Annotated in this window: 20 protein-coding genes and 2 tRNA genes; 11 read left to right on the forward strand and 11 right to left on the reverse strand. The window is 66.0% G+C overall.

Translation table 11 applies throughout. The features are described from left to right. Positions 1-3 precede the first annotated feature (3 nt). The 6 genes from BHE01S_RS24380 to BHE01S_RS24405 form a co-directional block, all read right to left on the reverse strand. A complete protein-coding gene (locus tag BHE01S_RS24380) occupies positions 4-801 on the reverse strand; it encodes a transporter substrate-binding domain-containing protein (RefSeq protein WP_042268598.1) in 798 nt (265 codons plus the stop codon). Between the two features lie 83 nt (positions 802-884). Then, the gene (locus BHE01S_RS24385) at positions 885-1919 is read right to left on the reverse strand and encodes a quinone-dependent dihydroorotate dehydrogenase (RefSeq protein WP_042268599.1); all 1035 of its coding nucleotides are present in this window, start codon (positions 1917-1919) and stop codon (positions 885-887) included. A gap of 79 nt (positions 1920-1998) precedes the next feature. Then, positions 1999-2763, reverse strand: coding sequence for an arginyltransferase (locus BHE01S_RS24390; protein ID WP_042268600.1), 765 nt, complete (start codon positions 2761-2763; stop codon positions 1999-2001). Positions 2764-3034: 271 nt separating this feature from the next. Then, positions 3035-3799 carry a leucyl/phenylalanyl-tRNA--protein transferase gene (gene aat, locus BHE01S_RS24395; RefSeq protein ID WP_042268601.1) on the reverse strand — a complete coding sequence of 255 codons (765 nt, stop codon included), beginning with the start codon at positions 3797-3799 and terminating at the stop codon, positions 3035-3037. A 27-nt stretch (positions 3800-3826) separates the two neighbouring features. Beyond that, positions 3827-4372, reverse strand: a complete 546-nt coding sequence (locus tag BHE01S_RS24400) for an NUDIX hydrolase (protein WP_042268602.1) — start codon at positions 4370-4372, stop codon at positions 3827-3829. A gap of 202 nt (positions 4373-4574) precedes the next feature. Beyond that, positions 4575-4651, reverse strand: a tRNA-Met gene (locus tag BHE01S_RS24405). 247 nt (positions 4652-4898) lie between these two features. On the opposite strand from BHE01S_RS24405, the gene BHE01S_RS24410 reads away from it, so the two are divergent. The 5 genes from BHE01S_RS24410 to BHE01S_RS24430 all read left to right on the forward strand — a co-directional run bounded on the left by BHE01S_RS24410 (position 4899) and on the right by BHE01S_RS24430 (position 8198). Continuing rightward, positions 4899-5396: a heme-degrading domain-containing protein gene (locus BHE01S_RS24410; RefSeq protein ID WP_042268603.1), complete on the forward strand. Its 498-nt coding sequence runs from the start codon at positions 4899-4901 to the stop codon at positions 5394-5396. Positions 5397-5400: 4 nt separating this feature from the next. Continuing rightward, complete coding sequence (locus BHE01S_RS24415; protein ID WP_042268604.1) at positions 5401-5748, forward strand: DMT family transporter; 348 nt, start codon at positions 5401-5403, stop codon at positions 5746-5748. Between the two features lie 152 nt (positions 5749-5900). After that, positions 5901-6185, forward strand: coding sequence for a DUF1488 family protein (locus BHE01S_RS24420; protein WP_042268605.1), 285 nt, complete (start codon positions 5901-5903; stop codon positions 6183-6185). Between the two features lie 77 nt (positions 6186-6262). Then, on the forward strand, positions 6263-6988 hold the full coding sequence (locus BHE01S_RS24425) for a TetR/AcrR family transcriptional regulator (RefSeq protein WP_052406075.1): 726 nt from the start codon (positions 6263-6265) through the stop codon (positions 6986-6988). A 52-nt stretch (positions 6989-7040) separates the two neighbouring features. Next, the gene (locus BHE01S_RS24430; protein ID WP_042268606.1) at positions 7041-8198 is read left to right on the forward strand and encodes an enoyl-CoA hydratase/isomerase family protein; all 1158 of its coding nucleotides are present in this window, start codon (positions 7041-7043) and stop codon (positions 8196-8198) included. 104 nt (positions 8199-8302) lie between these two features. Here the strand turns inward: BHE01S_RS24430 and BHE01S_RS24435 are convergent, their stop codons facing one another. Then, on the reverse strand, positions 8303-8728 hold the full coding sequence (locus BHE01S_RS24435) for a hypothetical protein (RefSeq protein WP_042268607.1): 426 nt from the start codon (positions 8726-8728) through the stop codon (positions 8303-8305). 417 nt (positions 8729-9145) lie between these two features. On the opposite strand from BHE01S_RS24435, the gene ssuD reads away from it, so the two are divergent. The 5 genes from ssuD (at position 9146) to BHE01S_RS24460 (ending at position 12676) form a co-directional block, all read left to right on the forward strand. Next, entirely contained in the window at positions 9146-10303 is a 1158-nt protein-coding gene (gene ssuD, locus BHE01S_RS24440) for an FMNH2-dependent alkanesulfonate monooxygenase (protein ID WP_042268608.1), read from the forward strand. Between the two features lie 38 nt (positions 10304-10341). Continuing rightward, the gene (gene ssuC / locus BHE01S_RS24445; RefSeq protein ID WP_042268609.1) at positions 10342-11199 is read left to right on the forward strand and encodes an aliphatic sulfonate ABC transporter permease SsuC; all 858 of its coding nucleotides are present in this window, start codon (positions 10342-10344) and stop codon (positions 11197-11199) included. Then, entirely contained in the window at positions 11196-12074 is an 879-nt protein-coding gene (locus tag BHE01S_RS24450; RefSeq protein WP_084069170.1) for an ATP-binding cassette domain-containing protein, read from the forward strand. The genes ssuC and BHE01S_RS24450 overlap by 4 nt, the downstream gene beginning before the upstream one ends. 51 nt (positions 12075-12125) lie before the next feature. After that, positions 12126-12341 carry a TOBE domain-containing protein gene (locus tag BHE01S_RS24455; protein ID WP_042268610.1) on the forward strand — a complete coding sequence of 72 codons (216 nt, stop codon included), beginning with the start codon at positions 12126-12128 and terminating at the stop codon, positions 12339-12341. Positions 12342-12427: 86 nt separating this feature from the next. Further along, positions 12428-12676, forward strand: coding sequence for a DUF6566 family protein (locus BHE01S_RS24460; protein ID WP_042268611.1), 249 nt, complete (start codon positions 12428-12430; stop codon positions 12674-12676). On the opposite strand, the gene BHE01S_RS24465 is transcribed toward BHE01S_RS24460, so the two are convergent. The 3 genes from BHE01S_RS24465 to dusA form a co-directional block, all read right to left on the reverse strand. Beyond that, the gene (locus BHE01S_RS24465; protein WP_042268612.1) at positions 12673-13599 is read right to left on the reverse strand and encodes a DnaJ C-terminal domain-containing protein; all 927 of its coding nucleotides are present in this window, start codon (positions 13597-13599) and stop codon (positions 12673-12675) included. The two genes, BHE01S_RS24460 and BHE01S_RS24465, sit on opposite strands and share 4 nt — an antisense overlap. Positions 13600-13681: 82 nt before the next feature. Then, positions 13682-13757: transfer RNA gene (locus BHE01S_RS24470), tRNA-His, on the reverse strand. An 89-nt stretch (positions 13758-13846) separates the two neighbouring features. Beyond that, a complete protein-coding gene (gene dusA, locus BHE01S_RS24475) occupies positions 13847-14848 on the reverse strand; it encodes a tRNA dihydrouridine(20/20a) synthase DusA (protein ID WP_042268613.1) in 1002 nt (333 codons plus the stop codon). 416 nt (positions 14849-15264) lie between these two features. On the opposite strand from dusA, the gene BHE01S_RS24480 reads away from it, so the two are divergent. Continuing rightward, positions 15265-15537, forward strand: a complete 273-nt coding sequence (locus tag BHE01S_RS24480) for a hypothetical protein (protein WP_042268614.1) — start codon at positions 15265-15267, stop codon at positions 15535-15537. Positions 15538-15664: 127 nt separating this feature from the next. Here BHE01S_RS24480 and BHE01S_RS24485 read toward each other — a convergent pair whose 3' ends face one another. Continuing rightward, on the reverse strand, positions 15665-15907 hold the full coding sequence (locus BHE01S_RS24485; RefSeq protein ID WP_042268615.1) for a hypothetical protein: 243 nt from the start codon (positions 15905-15907) through the stop codon (positions 15665-15667). Positions 15908-15998 lie beyond the last annotated feature (91 nt).

Raw genomic sequence — 15998 nt, forward strand, 5'->3', positions numbered from 1 at the left:
GGATCATTGCGAAATCGGCTTCGTCACGTCGATGCCGAACCATTTGTCCGAGATCTTCGTGAAGGTGCCGTCGGCTTCGAGTTGCGTCATCGCGTCGTCGATCGCCTTGGCGAACTTCGGATTGCCCTTCCTGAACGGGATGGCCGACGGGTTGCCCGCGCCGACTGTTGCGCCCGTGCGCAGCGGCAGCTGCGAGTTCTTGAGCAGGTAGGCGAGCATCAGACGGTCGTTGAGCGCCGCGTCGAGGCGGCCCGCTGCGAGGTCGCGCAGATATTCCGGGGCGCCCGGATAGGTCTTCACGTCGATGCCCGGCACCGACTTGGCCATATCCATGTAGTTGGTGCCGAGGCCGACGCCGAGCTTTTTGCCCTTCAGGTCTTCGAGCGTCTTGAACTGGCGCGTGTCGTCCTTGCGCTGGATGAGCTGTGCGGCCGAGTACGTGTACGCCGGCGAGAAGTCGAGCACGGCCTTGCGCGGGTCGGTCACGCCGACCTGGTTCACGATCACGTCGAACTTGCCTGCCTGCAGGCCCGCGATGATGCCGCTCCATTCAGTCGTGACGAATTCGGGCTTGAGGCCCATTTTCGCGGCGACGGCCTTGGCGATGTCGACGTCATAGCCGACCAGCTCGCCGTTGGGCGCCTTCGAGTCGAACGGGGGAAACGTGCCTTCGAGACCGATGCGCAGCGTGCCGCGCGCCTTGACCTGGTCGAGCAGGTCGTCGGCGTGGGCGCCGGCAGCGACGAACGATGCGCCAACGATTGCAAGTGCAAGGAGTTTTTTCAGCAAACCGGATTTCATGTTTTCCTCTTGTTCTGCTGCTGCGATTCTGGTGCTAGCGCACAGCGCCTCCGATGCGCCGCGACTAGCCTGCCACTATAGCTTTACGCGCGGCCCGAGGCCAGCGCCCGCGCACATTCGGCGACGAGCGCCGGGCCCCGGTAGATGAAGCCCGTGTAGACCTGCACGAGCGAGGCGCCGGCCGCGATCTTCGCGCGCGCATCGTCGCCCGAGAAAATGCCGCCTACGCCGATGATGGGCACGTCTGCGCCCAACTCGGCGCGCAGCTTGCGGATCACGTTGTTCGAGGCCTCGAACACCGGGCGTCCCGAGAGGCCGCCCGTTTCGTTCGCATTCGGCATGCCTTCCACCGCCGCGCGCGAGAGCGTGGTGTTGGTCGCGATCACGCCTTCGATCTTGTGGCGCAGGAGCGTGTCGGCGATTTCCTTGATCTGCTCGTCGTCGAGATCGGGGGCGATCTTGAGCGCGAGCGGCACGAGCTTGCCGTGCATGTCGGCCAGACGCTGCTGCTTGTTCTTGAGCGCGGCGAGGAGGGCGTCGAGTTCGCCGCCGCCTTGCAGCTGGCGCAGATTCTTCGTGTTCGGCGACGAGATATTGATCGTCACGTAGCTCGCGAACGGATAGACGCGCTCGAGGCAGAAGAGATAGTCGTCGGCGGCGCGCTCGATCGGCGTATCGGCGTTCTTGCCGATGTTCAGGCCGAGAATGCCGCGATAGCGCGCGGCCTGCACGTTCTTCACGAACTGCTCGACGCCGTGGTTGTTGAACCCCATGCGGTTGATGATGCCGCCCGCCTGCGGCAGCCGGAAAATGCGCGGACGCGGATTGCCCGGCTGCGGGCGCGGCGTCACGGTGCCCACCTCGATGAAGCCGAAGCCGAGTGCGGCGAAACCGTCGATCGCGGCTCCTTCCTTGTCGAGGCCCGCGGCGAGGCCGACCGGGTTGCGGAAGGTCAGGCCCATGACGGTGCGCGGCGAATCGGGCACGCGCGGGGCGAGCAGGCCCGCCATGCCGGTGCGGCCGGCGGCGCCGATCATGCGCAGCGAGAGGTGATGGGCGTCTTCGGCGTCCATGCGAAAGAGCTGGTCGCGGACGAACGGATAAAGGGTGCTGAACACGGGAAGAAGGCGCGGGCGCCGGAAAATGGGAACCCGCTATTTTAGCGGCAACGCAGGCTCAGGGCGACGCGCCGCGGGTTCAGGCTTCGGGCGTGAGCGCGGCCCATGCGCCGTCGAAGAGGCCTTCGAGCGGCTGGAAGTGCGCCTTGTAGGCCATTTTCGGGCTTTCGCGGATCCAGTACCCGAGATAGACGTAAGGCAGCTGAAGGCTGCGGGCCTGCTCGATCTGCCAGAGGATGTTGTAGGTGCCGTAACTCGTGTGGAGCGTGTCTGGCTCGAAGAACGTGTAGACCGAAGAGAGTCCGTCGCCGAGGATGTCGATCATGCTCACCATGCGCAACGTGCCGGGCTCGTCAGGCTGCGCGGGGTCCGGCTCGCGGAACTCGACCAGCCGTGAGTTGATCCGGCTTTGCAGCAGGAACTGCTCGTATTGGTCGCGGCTGTCGCGATCCATGCCGCCGCCGGCGTGGCGCGCCGACTGATAGCGCATGTAGAGCGCATAGTGCGCCTCGTCGTAGTGCAGCGGCGCGACCGTGGCGACGAGTGCGCCGTGCCGCTTCCACGCGCGGCGCTGCGTGCGGCTCGGCGTGAAGCGCTCGACCGGCACGCGCACCGGCACGCATGCGCGGCAACCGTCGCAGTAGGGACGATAGGTGAACACGCCCGAGCGCCGGAAGCCGGCCTTCACGAGATCGGTATAGACGTCGGAGTTGATGAGATGACTGGGCGTTGCCACCTGCGAGCGCGCGATGCGCCCCTCCAGGTAGCTGCAGGGGTAGGGCGCCGTTGCATAGAATTGCAGCGCGGAAAGCGGTGAAAGCGGCAGCTCGTTTGGATGCGTCACGTTGGCAGCTCTCGTAGCAGTTCGGATCGTCGCATGGCGCGCGCGCCGCGCACCCAGCCAGCCTCGCGCGCAAGCCTTGCCGGGCCACGCGGCGCGTCGCGCGTGGCGTGCCAGGCAAGGCCGGGCGGCGACGGGCTCGCCATTCAGTCTAACATTGACGCCGAACATGTATCCATCGAATTGCGCGGGCTGTCGCTAGCGCGCACGCGGGCGATTATGCATCGCTCATGCGCCACTCACTTGCTGCTCGCCGGCAACGCGGATCGGTCATTCACGCAGCGGGCAAGAATTCGTCGGGCGCGCCGGACCCGCCTAGCAGATCGGCGAGCACGGCTTTGTCGAATGTCCAGGGAATGGGCGCGGCGTTCACGTGCGCGCGCACGTGCGCGATGAACGCCTTGCGCGGGATTTCGCGCCCGCCGAGCGAGGCGAGATGCGCGGTGTTCTGCTGGCAGTCGATCAACTCGACGCCGTGGCGGCGCAGATGCGCGACAAGCGCCGCGAGCGCGATCTTCGAGGCGTCGGTCATGGAGGCGAACATCGACTCGCCGAAGAACATCGTGCCGAGCGCCACGCCATAAAGGCCGCCGACGCGCTCGCCGCCGAACCAGGCCTCGACGCTGTGCGCATCGCCCATGCGGTGCAGGGTGGAGTAGGCGTCGATCACGTCGCCGGTGATCCAGGTGCCGCGCTGGCCGCGCCGCGGCGCGCTCGCGCACGCGCGCATCACGGCGGCGAAATTGTGGTCGACGCGAATTTCCCACGCGTTTTCACGCAGCACGCGTTTGAGCGTTTTCCTGAACGAGGGCGAGACCTTGAATTCGTCTGGGCGCAGGATCATGCGCGGATCGGGGCTCCACCAGAGCACCGGCTGGCCGTCGGAGTACCACGGGAAAATGCCGCGCCGGTAGGCGTCGATGAGGCGCGCGGGGAGCAGGTCCGCGCTCGCGGCGAGCAGGCCCGGCGCGCCGCTCGACGCACCGAGCGCGCGCTCGACGGCGGGAAACGGTTCGTCGGGCGAAAGCCAGGGGACCATCGGTGCGGGCGCAGTCGGAAGGGGAGATCAGCCGTCGCGCAGCGAGCGCAGGACGTCGCCGGTGTGCAGCCCGAAGCTGCCCGACTGGCGATCGGCGAAGAAACAGCGCAGGGTCTGCCCGACCGTTGGGAACGCAATGTCGCCCCACGGAACTTCGTGCTCTTCGAAAAGCCGCACTTCGAGGCTTTCCTCACCGGCCGCGATATCGATGTCGAGCAGGCGCGCGAGATAGAACAGATGCACCTGGTGCACGCGAGGCACGTTCAGGAGCGAAAAGAGGTTCTGCACCTCGACGCGCGCGCCGGCCTCCTCGAGCGTCTCGCGCGCCGCGGCTTCGGCGGTCGTTTCACCCATCTCCATGAAGCCGGCGGGCAGCGTCCAGTAGCCGTAGCGCGGCTCGATCGCGCGGCGGCACAACAGCACCTTGTCTTCCCAGACCGGAACCGTGCCGACCACGTTGCGCGGATTCTGATAGTGGACGGTGCCGCAGTGCGAGCAGACGTAGCGTTCGCGATTGTCGCCGGGCGGAATGAGCAGGCTTACCGCCTGACCGCAAGTCGAGCAGAATTTCATGGGCACGATAGGGGGATGGGTGATGCGAGTTTATCACCGCTCAGTGGCTTCGCTGAGCGCCTTCGCTCAGGTGCGCAGTGTCATGATGAAGGCCGTGCCTTTGAAACCGTGCCCGCGCGGCCGTTAAAACTCGCGTGGCCGTTAAAACCGTAAACGGAAAAAGGGTTACAAGCCGATGACCTGTAACCCTTTCGAATTCTGCTGGTTGCGGGGGTAGGATTTGAACCTACGACCTTCGGGTTATGAGCCCGACGAGCTGCCAGACTGCTCCACCCCGCGTCCGTCGAAGAAAAAATTATACGACAGTTCGCGCCGCGTTGCAACAACAATGACGAGCGCCTTTCCATGCGTTTGCAAAGTGTTTGCAGGGCGCGCGCGTAATGGGGGTTTCTCGGGGGCTTCTCGAATCGGGCTTCTCGAATCGTCAGGATAGAATCGGGTCTCGTTCGGCGCCGTGCACGCTCTTTGCAACGTCCACGCTGCGCCTTTGCCTTCTACAGCGCACCGCGCTTCATTTGCCTCTTCCATGGACATTCCCCTCGATCTGCAATCGATAGCCGCTCAGGAGCACGCGCTGGTGTTTCCCCGTTTCGACGCCGATCGCGCCTGGCAGCTTGGCTCGCATCTGCATGAACTCGCGCGCGCTCGCGCGCTGCCCGTCGCCATCGATGTGCGCACCTTCGGCCAGCAGCTTTTCTTTTGCGCGCTGGACGGCGCCACGCCCGACAACGCCGACTGGGTGCGCCGCAAGTCGCGCGTGGTCGAGCATTTCCGGCGCAGTTCCTACGCGATCGGCTTGCGCATGCAGCAAACCGGCACGACGCTTGCCGACAAGCACGGCCTGCCGATCAGCGATTTCGCGCCGCATGGCGGTTCGTTTCCGCTCATGGTGGCGGGTGCGGGCGTGATCGGCTCGATCACGGTCTCGGGCCTGCCGCAGCGCGCCGATCACGAACTGGTGGTCGAAGCGCTCTGCGCACAACTCGATGTCGACTACGCGCAGCTCGCGCTCGCGAAGGTCTGACACGATGCGCATTCCTCCGTTCTCGGCCTGGACCTGGCTCGTCATCGCGATCGTCGCGGAAGTCATCGCCACTTCTGCACTGCGCGCGTCAGATGGCTTCACGCGGCTCGTGCCGTCGGCGATCGTCGTGGTGGGGTATGGCATTGCGTTCTACGGGCTCTCGCTCACGTTGCGCAGTTTGCCGGTGGGCATCGTCTATGCGGTGTGGTCGGGCGTGGGCATCGTGCTCATCACGCTCGTGGCGATGGCGCTCTATCGGCAGGTGCCCGATCTGCCGGCCGTGCTCGGCCTCGGCCTCATCGTGGCCGGCGTGGTCGTGCTGAATCTGTTCTCGAAGATGCAGGCGCACTGAAAGACGGCGGCCGAACCGGCCAGCTCTTACCGCCCCATCGGCCACGTTCGCGCCGGACATCGCGCCTCGCGCGTAACATGGCCGGTTAGCGCCGTGCGCCGCGTCGTCCTCCGGCGGCAGTGCTATTGGCCGATTTTTCCACGGGGCTGGACATGATCATTCGTTTTCCCGCCGACGCGCCGCTCTACCGCGACGCCAATCTGACCGTGGTCTTTCCCGCACTCGTCGACGGCACACGCGTACCGTGCGCGATTTCCGTCGAGGCGCTCGAGGACCATTTCGGCGCGCTGCCCGCGAACCGCGACGCGTGGATGCAGGCGTTCGACGCCGGCCGCCCACGCATCGAAGCCGTGGCACGCGCCCATCTCGAACTCAGCAACGGCACGCCGGTGCTGCTCAAGAGCGGTCACTTTCCGCCCGGACGCCTGGACTCGTAGGCGGGTACTCGCAGCAAGGCGCGCCCCGCTCGGGCGTCTCGGGACATTTCGGTTTGCCGCAACCGGCTAGCGTCGCCATGGGCATTGTCGAACGCAAGGACCGCGAACTGCACGCAAAACACGCCGCGCGTGCGTACGACCAGCGCGAGCGCATCCTCGACGCTGCGCGCCGCATCGTCACGCGCGAAGGCCTCGCCGCGCTCTCCATGCGCAAGATCGCGGAGGCGATCGGTTATTCGCCTGCGTCCCTCTATCTTTACTTCGCGGGCCGCGACGAGATTGCCGAGGCGCTCGGTCGCGAAGGTTACGCGCAACTGCTTGCGCAGCTAGAACCGCTGGCACTGATCGTCGACGCGCGCGAGCGGCTTCATGCGCTCGCGCACGCATACGTGGCGTACGGCTGCGATTATCCGCAGATCTACGAACTCATCTTCATGGCGGGCAAGGCGCACCCGGAGCACGTGGGACCGGCCGCACGCCGTCAGCGCGATGCGCTGGCCGATGTGGCTGGCACATCGGAAGCAGACGCCGCGCCGGCCTGCGGCGCGCAGTTCTTCGCCGCCACGCTGTCCGTGCTGACGCCGGCGAGCGGGGCGCCTGTCGACAGCTCTCTGCTTGCGCTGTCGCTTTGGGCCACGCTGCACGGCGTGGTGATACTCACGCGCGCGCGTGCCGGCTTTCAGCACACGGCGCCCGGTCCGTTGATCGACGCCACGCTCGATGCCTGGTTCGGCGCACGCGGCGCCGTTGCCGACCGTGCGAGCGCCCGGAGTGGCGTCGTGATAGCCTCAGAAAGTCCGTGATGGCGCCTCGCCCGATTCAGGCGCCGCTTATCGTTCCGTCTTGCCAATCGCCATGTCACACGAAGCCAACGCAAGCCCGACCGCAGCCGACGCCGACTCGCATGTGATGACGCGCGTCGCGAACCGCATCGGCTATATCGAACTCGAGCGCCCGCAGGCGCTCAATGCGCTCACCACCGCCATGGTCCGCACGATGCACGCGGCGCTCGATCGCTGGCGCGACGACCCGGGCGTGCTCGCCGTGATCGTGCGTACGCGCCACGCGCGCGCGTTCTGCGCCGGCGGCGACATTCGCTTTCTGTACGAGTCGTACCGCGCGGGCGAGCAGGCGGCGCTCGATACGTTCTTCGCCGACGAATATCGCCTCAACCACGCCATCTTCACGTATCCGAAGCCGTACATCGCGATGCTCAACGGCGTGGTCATGGGCGGCGGCATGGGCATCTCGCAGGGCGCACATCGCACGGGAGGCCTGCGGCTCGTGGGTCCGACCACGCGTATGGCGATGCCGGAGACACGCATCGGCCTCTTTCCCGATGTCGGCATGGGCTGGTTCCTTGCGCGCACGCCTGGTGCGATCGGCCGCTATCTTGCGGTGACGGGCGAGACGCTCGATCAGGCCGACGCAGTCTATGCGGGCCTCGCCGATGCGTCGCTCGACGAGTCCGCGTGGCCGGCGCTCCTCGATGCGCTGGAGAGCGAGCCGTTTGCGAGCGGCGCGGAAGTGGTTGCGCGCATCCGCCGGGCGGCTGTGCCCGCGCCCGAGTTGCAGCGCCTCGCCGAAGGTTCGTTGCTGGCTACGGTGCGCGGCTGGATCGACCGGCATTTCTCGCTCGCCGACGTGCCGGCCATGCTGGCTTCGCTCGAAGCCGCTCGCCCGGCGGGCTCAGGCGAGCAGGCGCAATGGGCCACCCAGATGGTGGACGTTCTGCGCGAGCGTTCGCCGCTTTCCATGGCGGTGTCGCTCGAGGTGGTGTCGCGCGCGGAAGGCACGATGGCCGACTGCCTGCGCCGCGACCTCGACCTTACGCGCTCGAGCTTCGCGATTGGCGACGTGATGGAGGGCATACGCGCGCGCATCATCGACAAGGACAATCATCCGCACTGGCGCTTCGCGAATATCGAAGACGTGCGCCGCGAAGACGTCGAGCGGATGTTCGAGAGTCCCTGGAGCTTGATGGAGCACCCGCTGCGCGAACTCACCGGGTGAGCTGGCTGGCGCGAGCAAGGCGCGCGGGACGGGCGGAAGAACCGTGAGGGAAAAGCGCGGCGGGAAAACGCGGGCCGCGCGTTGAGCACGGCCCGCAGGCGGGGTCAGTCTTCGGCGGTTTCGCTCATGAACGCGCGCATGAAAACCAGTGCGCCCCAGCCCCACATCGCATTCGAAGCGAAGCCCGTGGCAAGCCGTGGCAGCATGTTGCCGGTCGGCCAGATGCCGCGCAGCGGATCGACGACGAACACCATCGCCGCGGTGAGCGCGATGCCGCCGAACACGAAGGCCTGAACCCACGGCGCGGGACGCGATGGCGACACGCGCAGCAGCCACGCCATCAGCACGGCGCAGATGGCGCTCCAGATCGCATTCACGAGGAACTCGGGCAGCCCGAACGGCTGGAACGGCGCCGTCGAAAATCCGGCCGCGTCGATGACCTGCGCGGCATGCAGGAGCGCGAGCGTCGCCTCGCGAAAGAAGAGCGACGCCAGAAAGCCGGATACGAACGGCAGAATCAGTTTTTGCATGGAATCTTGCGAGAGCGTCTTGGCCTCGCTGCGCAATGCGCCTCATGGAGCGGTGCGCGCGGCGTGCCGGTGTTTTTGTGGGTGCGTGCGCCATTATATCGGCGCGCGGTGCGCGCGAGGCGCGCCGGATGCTCAAGCGTCGGGCAAAGCACGAAAGTGGAAAACCTAAGCTCAAAAAAATCGTTCTAAAGGGTGCGGGCGATCCCTAGACTGATTCCCCATGAAGACGGCGCCGCCGTCGCCGGGCGCTCTCGCGAGTCGCACGGGGAACGCGCCGGCGCATTCCGTCTGCTGTCGAATCCTTTCAATCGAGCCACGCGCGGCGCGTTCGTTTGCGCGGCGTACCCGCGCGCGCTGGCCCACAGTCACCGGTCAGTCACCGGATTCGCATTTCGAAATTCCAGGCAGGAGCAACGCATGAATGTATTCTGGTTCATCCCGACCCACGGCGACAGCCGCTATCTGGGCACGACCGAAGGGGCGCGGGCGGCCGATCTCGCGTATTTCCAGCAGATCGCCGCCGCGGCCGATACGCTCGGCTACGAAGGCGTCCTGCTGCCCACGGGCCGCTCGTGCGAGGACGCATGGGTCGTGGCGTCGAGCCTCATCGCCGCGACGCGGCGCCTGAAGTTTCTCGTGGCGGTCCGTCCGGGCCTCTCGTCGCCGGCGCTTTGCGCGCGCATGGCCGCTACGTTCGACCGGCTCTCCAATGGCCGTCTGCTCATCAACGTCGTGACGGGCGGCGATACGGCCGAGCTGGAAGGCGATGGCCTCTTCGTCGATCACGACACGCGCTACGCAATCACCGACGAATTCCTGCATATCTGGCGCAAGCTGCTCGCGGCATCGCACGCGAACGAGGCGATCGACTTCGAGGGGCGCCATCTGCGCTCGGTGGGCGGCAAGGTCCTGTATCCGCCCGTGCAGCATCCGCATCCGCCGTTGTGGTTCGGCGGCTCGTCGCCGGCCGCGCACGCCATGGCGGGTGCGCACATCGACACCTATCTGACGTGGGGTGAGCCGCCCGAGGCTGTCGCGCGCAAGATCGCCGACATTCGCGCGCGTGCCGCCGAACACGGACGCACGATGCGCTTCGGCATTCGACTGCACGTGATCGTGCGCGAGACCGAGGATGAAGCGTGGGCCGCCGCCGACAAGCTCATCAGCCACCTCGACGACGCAACGGTTGCGCGCGCCCAGGCCGCGTTCGCGAAGATGGATTCGGAAGGCCAGCGCCGCATGGCCGCGCTGCACGGCGGCAAGCGCGGCACGCGCGAGGATCTCGAGGTGTATCCGCACCTGTGGGCGGGCGTGGGGCTCGTGCGCGGCGGCGCGGGCACGGCGCTCGTCGGCAATCCTGAAGAGGTGGCCGCGCTCATGAAGGAATATGCGCAGCTCGGCATCGAGACGTTCATTTTGTCCGGATATCCCCATCTCGAGGAATCCTACCGGTTTGCAGAACTGGTGTTTCCGCTGCTGCCGGGGCGCGCGGCGAAGGGCGCGAGCGGCCCGCTTTCGGGGCCGTTCGGCGAAGTGGTCGGCAATCACTATCTGCCGAAAGTGAGCCAGAGCTGAGGCGCGGGAGACAGGCAGCAATCGTGGAGGACGCAACGATGACGCAATCGGCAGTCACGGCCGCACCCGCGCGCAATCGCGCGAGGCGAGGCGGCACGCTTCGCGCCGCGCGGGCATTCGTACGGGCGAGCCGGCGGCGGCTCGCCCCCTGGCTCGTGCCGCTGGCGGTGCTGGCGATCTGGGAGCTCGCCGCAAGGAGCGGCGCGCTCTCGACGCGCGTGCTGCCCGAGCCGCTCGCCGTGGTACGGGCGGCCTGGTCGTTGATCGAGTCGGGCGAAATGGGGGCGGACGTGCGCGTGAGCACGTGGCGGGCGCTTTCGGGGTTCGCGATCGGCGGCGGTGTCGGTCTCGTGCTCGGGCTGGCTACAGGGCTTTTCAAGCCCGTTGAGACCGCGCTTGATTCGACCGTGCAGATGGTCCGCAATATTCCCGCGCTCGCCATGATTCCACTCGTGATTCTCTGGTTCGGCATTGGCGAGGAGGCGAAGGTCTTTCTGGTGGCGCTGGGCGTGTTTTTTCCCGTGTACGTGAATACATTTCACGGCATCCGCTCGGTGGACGCCCATCTCGTCGAAATGGCGCGCAGCTATGGGCTCAAGGGTTTCGCGCTCTATCGCGAGGTGATATTGCCGGGTGCGTTGCCGTCGATTCTCGTCGGCGTGCGCTTTGCGCTCGGCCTGATGTGGGTGACGCTGATCGTCGCCGAAACGATCTCCGCGCAGTCGGGCATTGGCTACATGACGATGAACGCGCGCGAATTCCTGCAAACCGATGTGGTGGTGGTCGGCATCCTGCTTTATGCGGCGCTCGGCAAGCTCGCCGACTGGCTTGCGAAGTTGCTCGAGCGTGTGGCGCTGCGCTGGCATCCCGCCTATCAACAGGAGAACGAAGCATGAGTGCGAGTCAGTTGGCGCCGAACTATGGCGTGGGTTGGGATGCCGGGCGCGTGCATGCGCGTGAATGGGGCGACGCGACGCAAGCGGCGCGCGAGGGCGCGGCACCGCGTAGACAGACGTCCGAAGTGGACGCCGCCGTTGCCCTGCGCGGCGTGGGCAAATGCTACGGCGGGCGCGCCGTGCTCGCCGGCTTCGACCTTGCGATCGAGCGCGGCAGTTTTGTATCGATCGTCGGGCGCAGCGGTTGCGGCAAGTCCACGTTGCTGCGCCTGATCGCCGGCCTCGAAACGCCGGACGAGGGCGCGGTGGAGCGCCGCGGCGCAGGAGGATCGGCGCTCGATACGCGCATCATGTTTCAGGACGCGCGCCTCTTGCCGTGGAAGACCGTCTTGCAGAACGTGATGCTAGGACTTGGGCGCGCCGCGCGCGACGACGCCCGCGCGGTGCTCGACGAAGTGGGCCTGCTCGCGCGCGCCGACGAGTGGCCTGCGCGTCTCTCGGGCGGCCAGCGCCAGCGTGTAGCGCTTGCCCGCGCGCTCGTGCATCGTCCGAGCCTGTTGCTGCTCGACGAGCCGCTCGGCGCGCTCGACGCGCTGACACGCCTCGAGATGCATGCGCTGATCGAACGCCTGTGGCGCGAGCATCGTTTCACCGCGCTGCTGGTCACACACGACGTGCACGAAGCCGTCGCATTGGGCGACCGCATTTTGCTCGTCGAGGCCGGGCGCATCGCGCTCGATCAGCGCGTGCCGCTCGAGCGCCCGCGTGCACGCGTCGACGCGCGTTTTGCCGCGCTCGAAGAGCGCGTGCTGCAGCGCGTGCTCGGCCACGGCCCACAGCAAGCCGCCGGGCGGCCAGCGGGCGCAATGGCCTGAATCATTCACAGGAATTCTCTTGTTTCTATTCGATCACACGGAGCCGAACCTATGAGCATTACCGCCGTCAACGTGCGCAACCAGTTTCGCGGCAAGATCAAGGAAATCATTCGCGGGCCCGTCGTTTCGGAAGTCGATGTCGACACGGCATTCGGCATCGTCACGTCGGTCATCACCACGCGCTCGATCGACGAACTCGGGTTGAAGGTGGGCTCGGAAGTGGTCGCGCTGGTGAAATCGACGGAGGTGTCGATCGCGCGCCTGTGACGCGCTCCCGCGCGTCGACGCCGCCCGCGAGTCGCGGCGGCCGCAAGTGCTAGCATGAACCTTCAGCGAAAGGCGGAGGGGCGAACATGGAGCCGAAGGGTATCGACATGGGCGACTACCAGGAGCGCTACAAGGACTACGACATCGAAGTCGCGGTCGAGCAGGTGCTCACGGGCGTGAAGGCGCACTATCGCGTGCTGAAGGGCGATACGGTCGTGGAGGACTGGCAACTCGTGCCTGTCGCGCGCCTTTGGTCCACCGAGCACGCGGCGGCGCAGGCGGGTTTCGAAGCGGCGCGCGCGTGGATCGATGCGCGCGGCGCGCAGGCGCGCTAGCGGTTGCCCTGCGAGCCTGCGCCAGGCGACAGGCTCGCGCGGTGCGCTGCATCGGCGAACATGTCGCGTAGCTGCTGGCGCTCGGCGCCGGTCAGATGTGCGGCGGCGGCCGGCATGGTGAGCACCAGGTGCAGCGTGAGGTTGCCGCGCACGCCGTGGCGGTCCGCGAGCCCGACACCCGGCAGACGGATTGGTGCGCGTGCATTCGCGTTCGCCGGAATGTCCACTTCGAAGGTGCGGCCGAGGATCTTTGCCTGAACGCTGCCGCCCAGCATGGCCGTCACGCACTCGATGGGAAGCTCACAAGCGAGATCGAGCCCGTTGCGCGTGAAGCCCGGGCCGCAAACGATGGAGACGGAGAAAGTCGCGTCTCCCGATGGGCCGCCGCCCACGCCGGGATGGCCGCCGCCGGCCACCACGAGACGCTGACCGTCCCATGCCCCGCGCGGAATCTCCACGACTTCCGACTTGCGCCACGTTTTTACGCCGGTTCCGTGACATTGTTCACAGAGCACGCCGCGATCTTCCTGTTCGCACGCGGGACACGGGCCTTTGACAGGGTAGCGGGCCTGAACGCCGCCGCCATTGAGCGCGACCTCGAGCGGCACGAATAGCTCGACGAGGCAGTTGGCGCCGCGCATGGGCGGCGCCGCGCGGCGCTGGCGCGGTGGCGCTTCGCCGTTGCGGGTCTTGCTGGCCGGACCCGCGGCGCCGGATGTCCTGGCCGCTGGCGCGACGCGCCGGCCGCTCAGAATCTCGAAGGCTTCCTGAATGAGTTTGAACACCGGCTCGACTGCCGCCTCGCGCCCCTTGTTGCGGTCGGGGTGGTACTCCGCGCGCAGTTGACGGTAGGCGCGCTTGATCTCCGCCGGCGACGCAGTCTCCGGCAGTCGCAGCCGCCTGTAGTATTCCTCGAAGCTCAAAGGCGTTCCCGGGTGTCTCGCGTGCGCAGACGCAAAAAAGCCCGCAACCAGTGCGGGCTCATTTGTTCACTGCTGAATTCTTTGGGGTGGCTGATGGGACTCGAACCCACGACAACAGGAATCACAATCCTGGACTCTACCAACTGAGCTACAGCCACCGCTGTTTTCCTCAACTAACGCTGCTTCGAAAGCGGCGTCAATCAAGAAGCAAGATTATATACATATCAAAGCTTGCTTGCCTAGTCCTTTACTCAAGAATTTCGTCCGGAACGCGCAGATATTCGCGTGCCTCGTCGAAGATCGCGAGATCTGCCTTCGCGAGCTTGCGGTTGTCCGAAAGGATGCGGCGCCATCCGCGCGCGCCGGCCACGCCGCGATAGAGGCCCAGCGCATGGCGCACGATCGCCCCCAGGTAAGTGCCGCGCGCGATTTCGCTCGCGCAGTACTCGATGAGCCTTGCTTCAATTTCCTCGCGCGTGAGCGCGGCGCCGGTTGCGCCATAGAAACGTGCATCGACGTCGGCGAGCACGTAGGGGTTGTGGTAAGCCTCGCGGCCGAGCATCACGCCATCGACATGCTGCAGGTGCTGCTCGACTTCGTCGAGCGTCTTGATGCCGCCATTGATGATGATTTCGAGCTGCGGGAAGTCGCGCTTGAGCCGGTACGCATAGTCGTACTTGAGCGGCGGGATCTCGCGGTTTTCCTTCGGGCTCAAGCCCTTCAGGATCGCGTTGCGCGCGTGCACGATGAACACCTCGCTGCCCGCTTCGGCGATCGTACCGACAAAGTCGCGCACGAACGCATAGTCCTCGACCGTATCCACGCCAATGCGGTGCTTGACCGTTACGGGCACGGAGACGACGTCGCGCATTGCCTTCACGCAGTCCGCCACCAGTTGCGGTTCGTTCATCAGGCACGCGCCGAACGCGCCGCGCTGCACGCGCTCGGACGGGCAGCCGCAGTTCAGGTTGATCTCGTCGTAGCCCCACTGTTCGCCGAGCTTCGCGGCGCGCGCGAGGTCGTCGGGTTCGCTGCCGCCCAACTGGAGTGCAACCGGCGCCTCGGCCGGCGTGAACGCAAGATGACGCGGCACGTCGCCGTGGAGGAGGGCGCCCGTCGTCACCATCTCCGTGTACAGCCACGCGTGCCGGGAAATGAAGCGATGCAGCGAACGGCAGTGACGATCGGTCCAGTCCATCATCGGCGCGACAGAAACGCGGCGGGGGCTGGCTTGACGGTTGGCGGACATGGCGATGGGAAACCGGGGATAACGGCTGGCGTGGATCAACCTTGCATTTTAACGCATACGGGCCTCGCTCTTCGTACCCTTTGCGCACCGCGCAAATATGCAGGTTACCGTCGCAGGAAGCGCGCCAAAGAGCCATTTTTGGCCGAAAAACCCTACCCGCATTATGTAATCCATGGGCATTTTGCTGCGTCGCGCAAATTTTTTTGAGCGCACTTTTAGGGTCTGTTCGTCGCTCAGCCCTGTCAGAATTGCCTGAGCGGATTGTTGTTGAACGAAGAATAGTAATTTCGGATTATCGCGATTATTTTCCGATAGTAGGTGTATACACTGAGTTTCGTTGACGCAGCTCATGGGCACTGACCTCCCAGGCGCGGCGCCTTCCCGATCCGCAACTGAACCTGATATTGGAGTCCACCATGAAGACCAAACTCATCGCAGCGCTGCTGGTTGCCGCTACCGCATCTGTTGCCGCTCCGGCGTTCGCCAGCGGCTACGGCCCGGCCCCGTTCTATCGCCCGGACGTCGGCGCGCCGGCTTCGCAGCGTGGCCAGAGCGTCCAGACCGTGGCCGCCGAACGCGTCGAGGAACAAGGCGCGCAAACGGCGTACGGCGGTGTCGCCGGCTCGGCTTCGCAGTCGGGCACCCACGCGAAGGCCACGGGCCCGCAATCGGTCTTCTTCGGCCAGTAAGTCGCGCCGAAGTTTCCGATTCATTGCCCAGCCGCCCGCGAGACGGGCGGCCTGAAAGCCGGATGTCATTGCGACGTCCGGCTTTTTGCTTTTCCGCGTCCGTTCTGGTTTCGTCCTGGGGCGAGGCTCAGGAAGCGGCGCGCAGGCGATTGTCGATGGCCTCGCGAATGCGGTCGAAGGCCGCGTCGAAAGCATTGTCCTGGGTCGGAAAGCGGCCCGCGGCGATGCCGTCGACCGGCACGTTGCCGTTTTCGGCATCCGTGAGGCTCTGGATGATCTGCGTCGAGACGAAAAAGCCGGCTTCGTGGCTGCCGTCCACGCCGGCTGTCATGTCGAAACCCATATATTCGTAGCTGCGTCGGTTTTCCATGTCGCTGCCTCCTCATAGGCGCATGCGCGGATTCTGGCACGTCCGCCGCCGAGCGGCGCCGTGACCGGCCGCGGCCCATGCGCGGCCGCTT

Source organism: Paraburkholderia heleia NBRC 101817 (genome assembly GCF_000739775.1).
Classification (GTDB): Bacteria; Pseudomonadota; Gammaproteobacteria; order Burkholderiales; family Burkholderiaceae; genus Paraburkholderia; species Paraburkholderia heleia.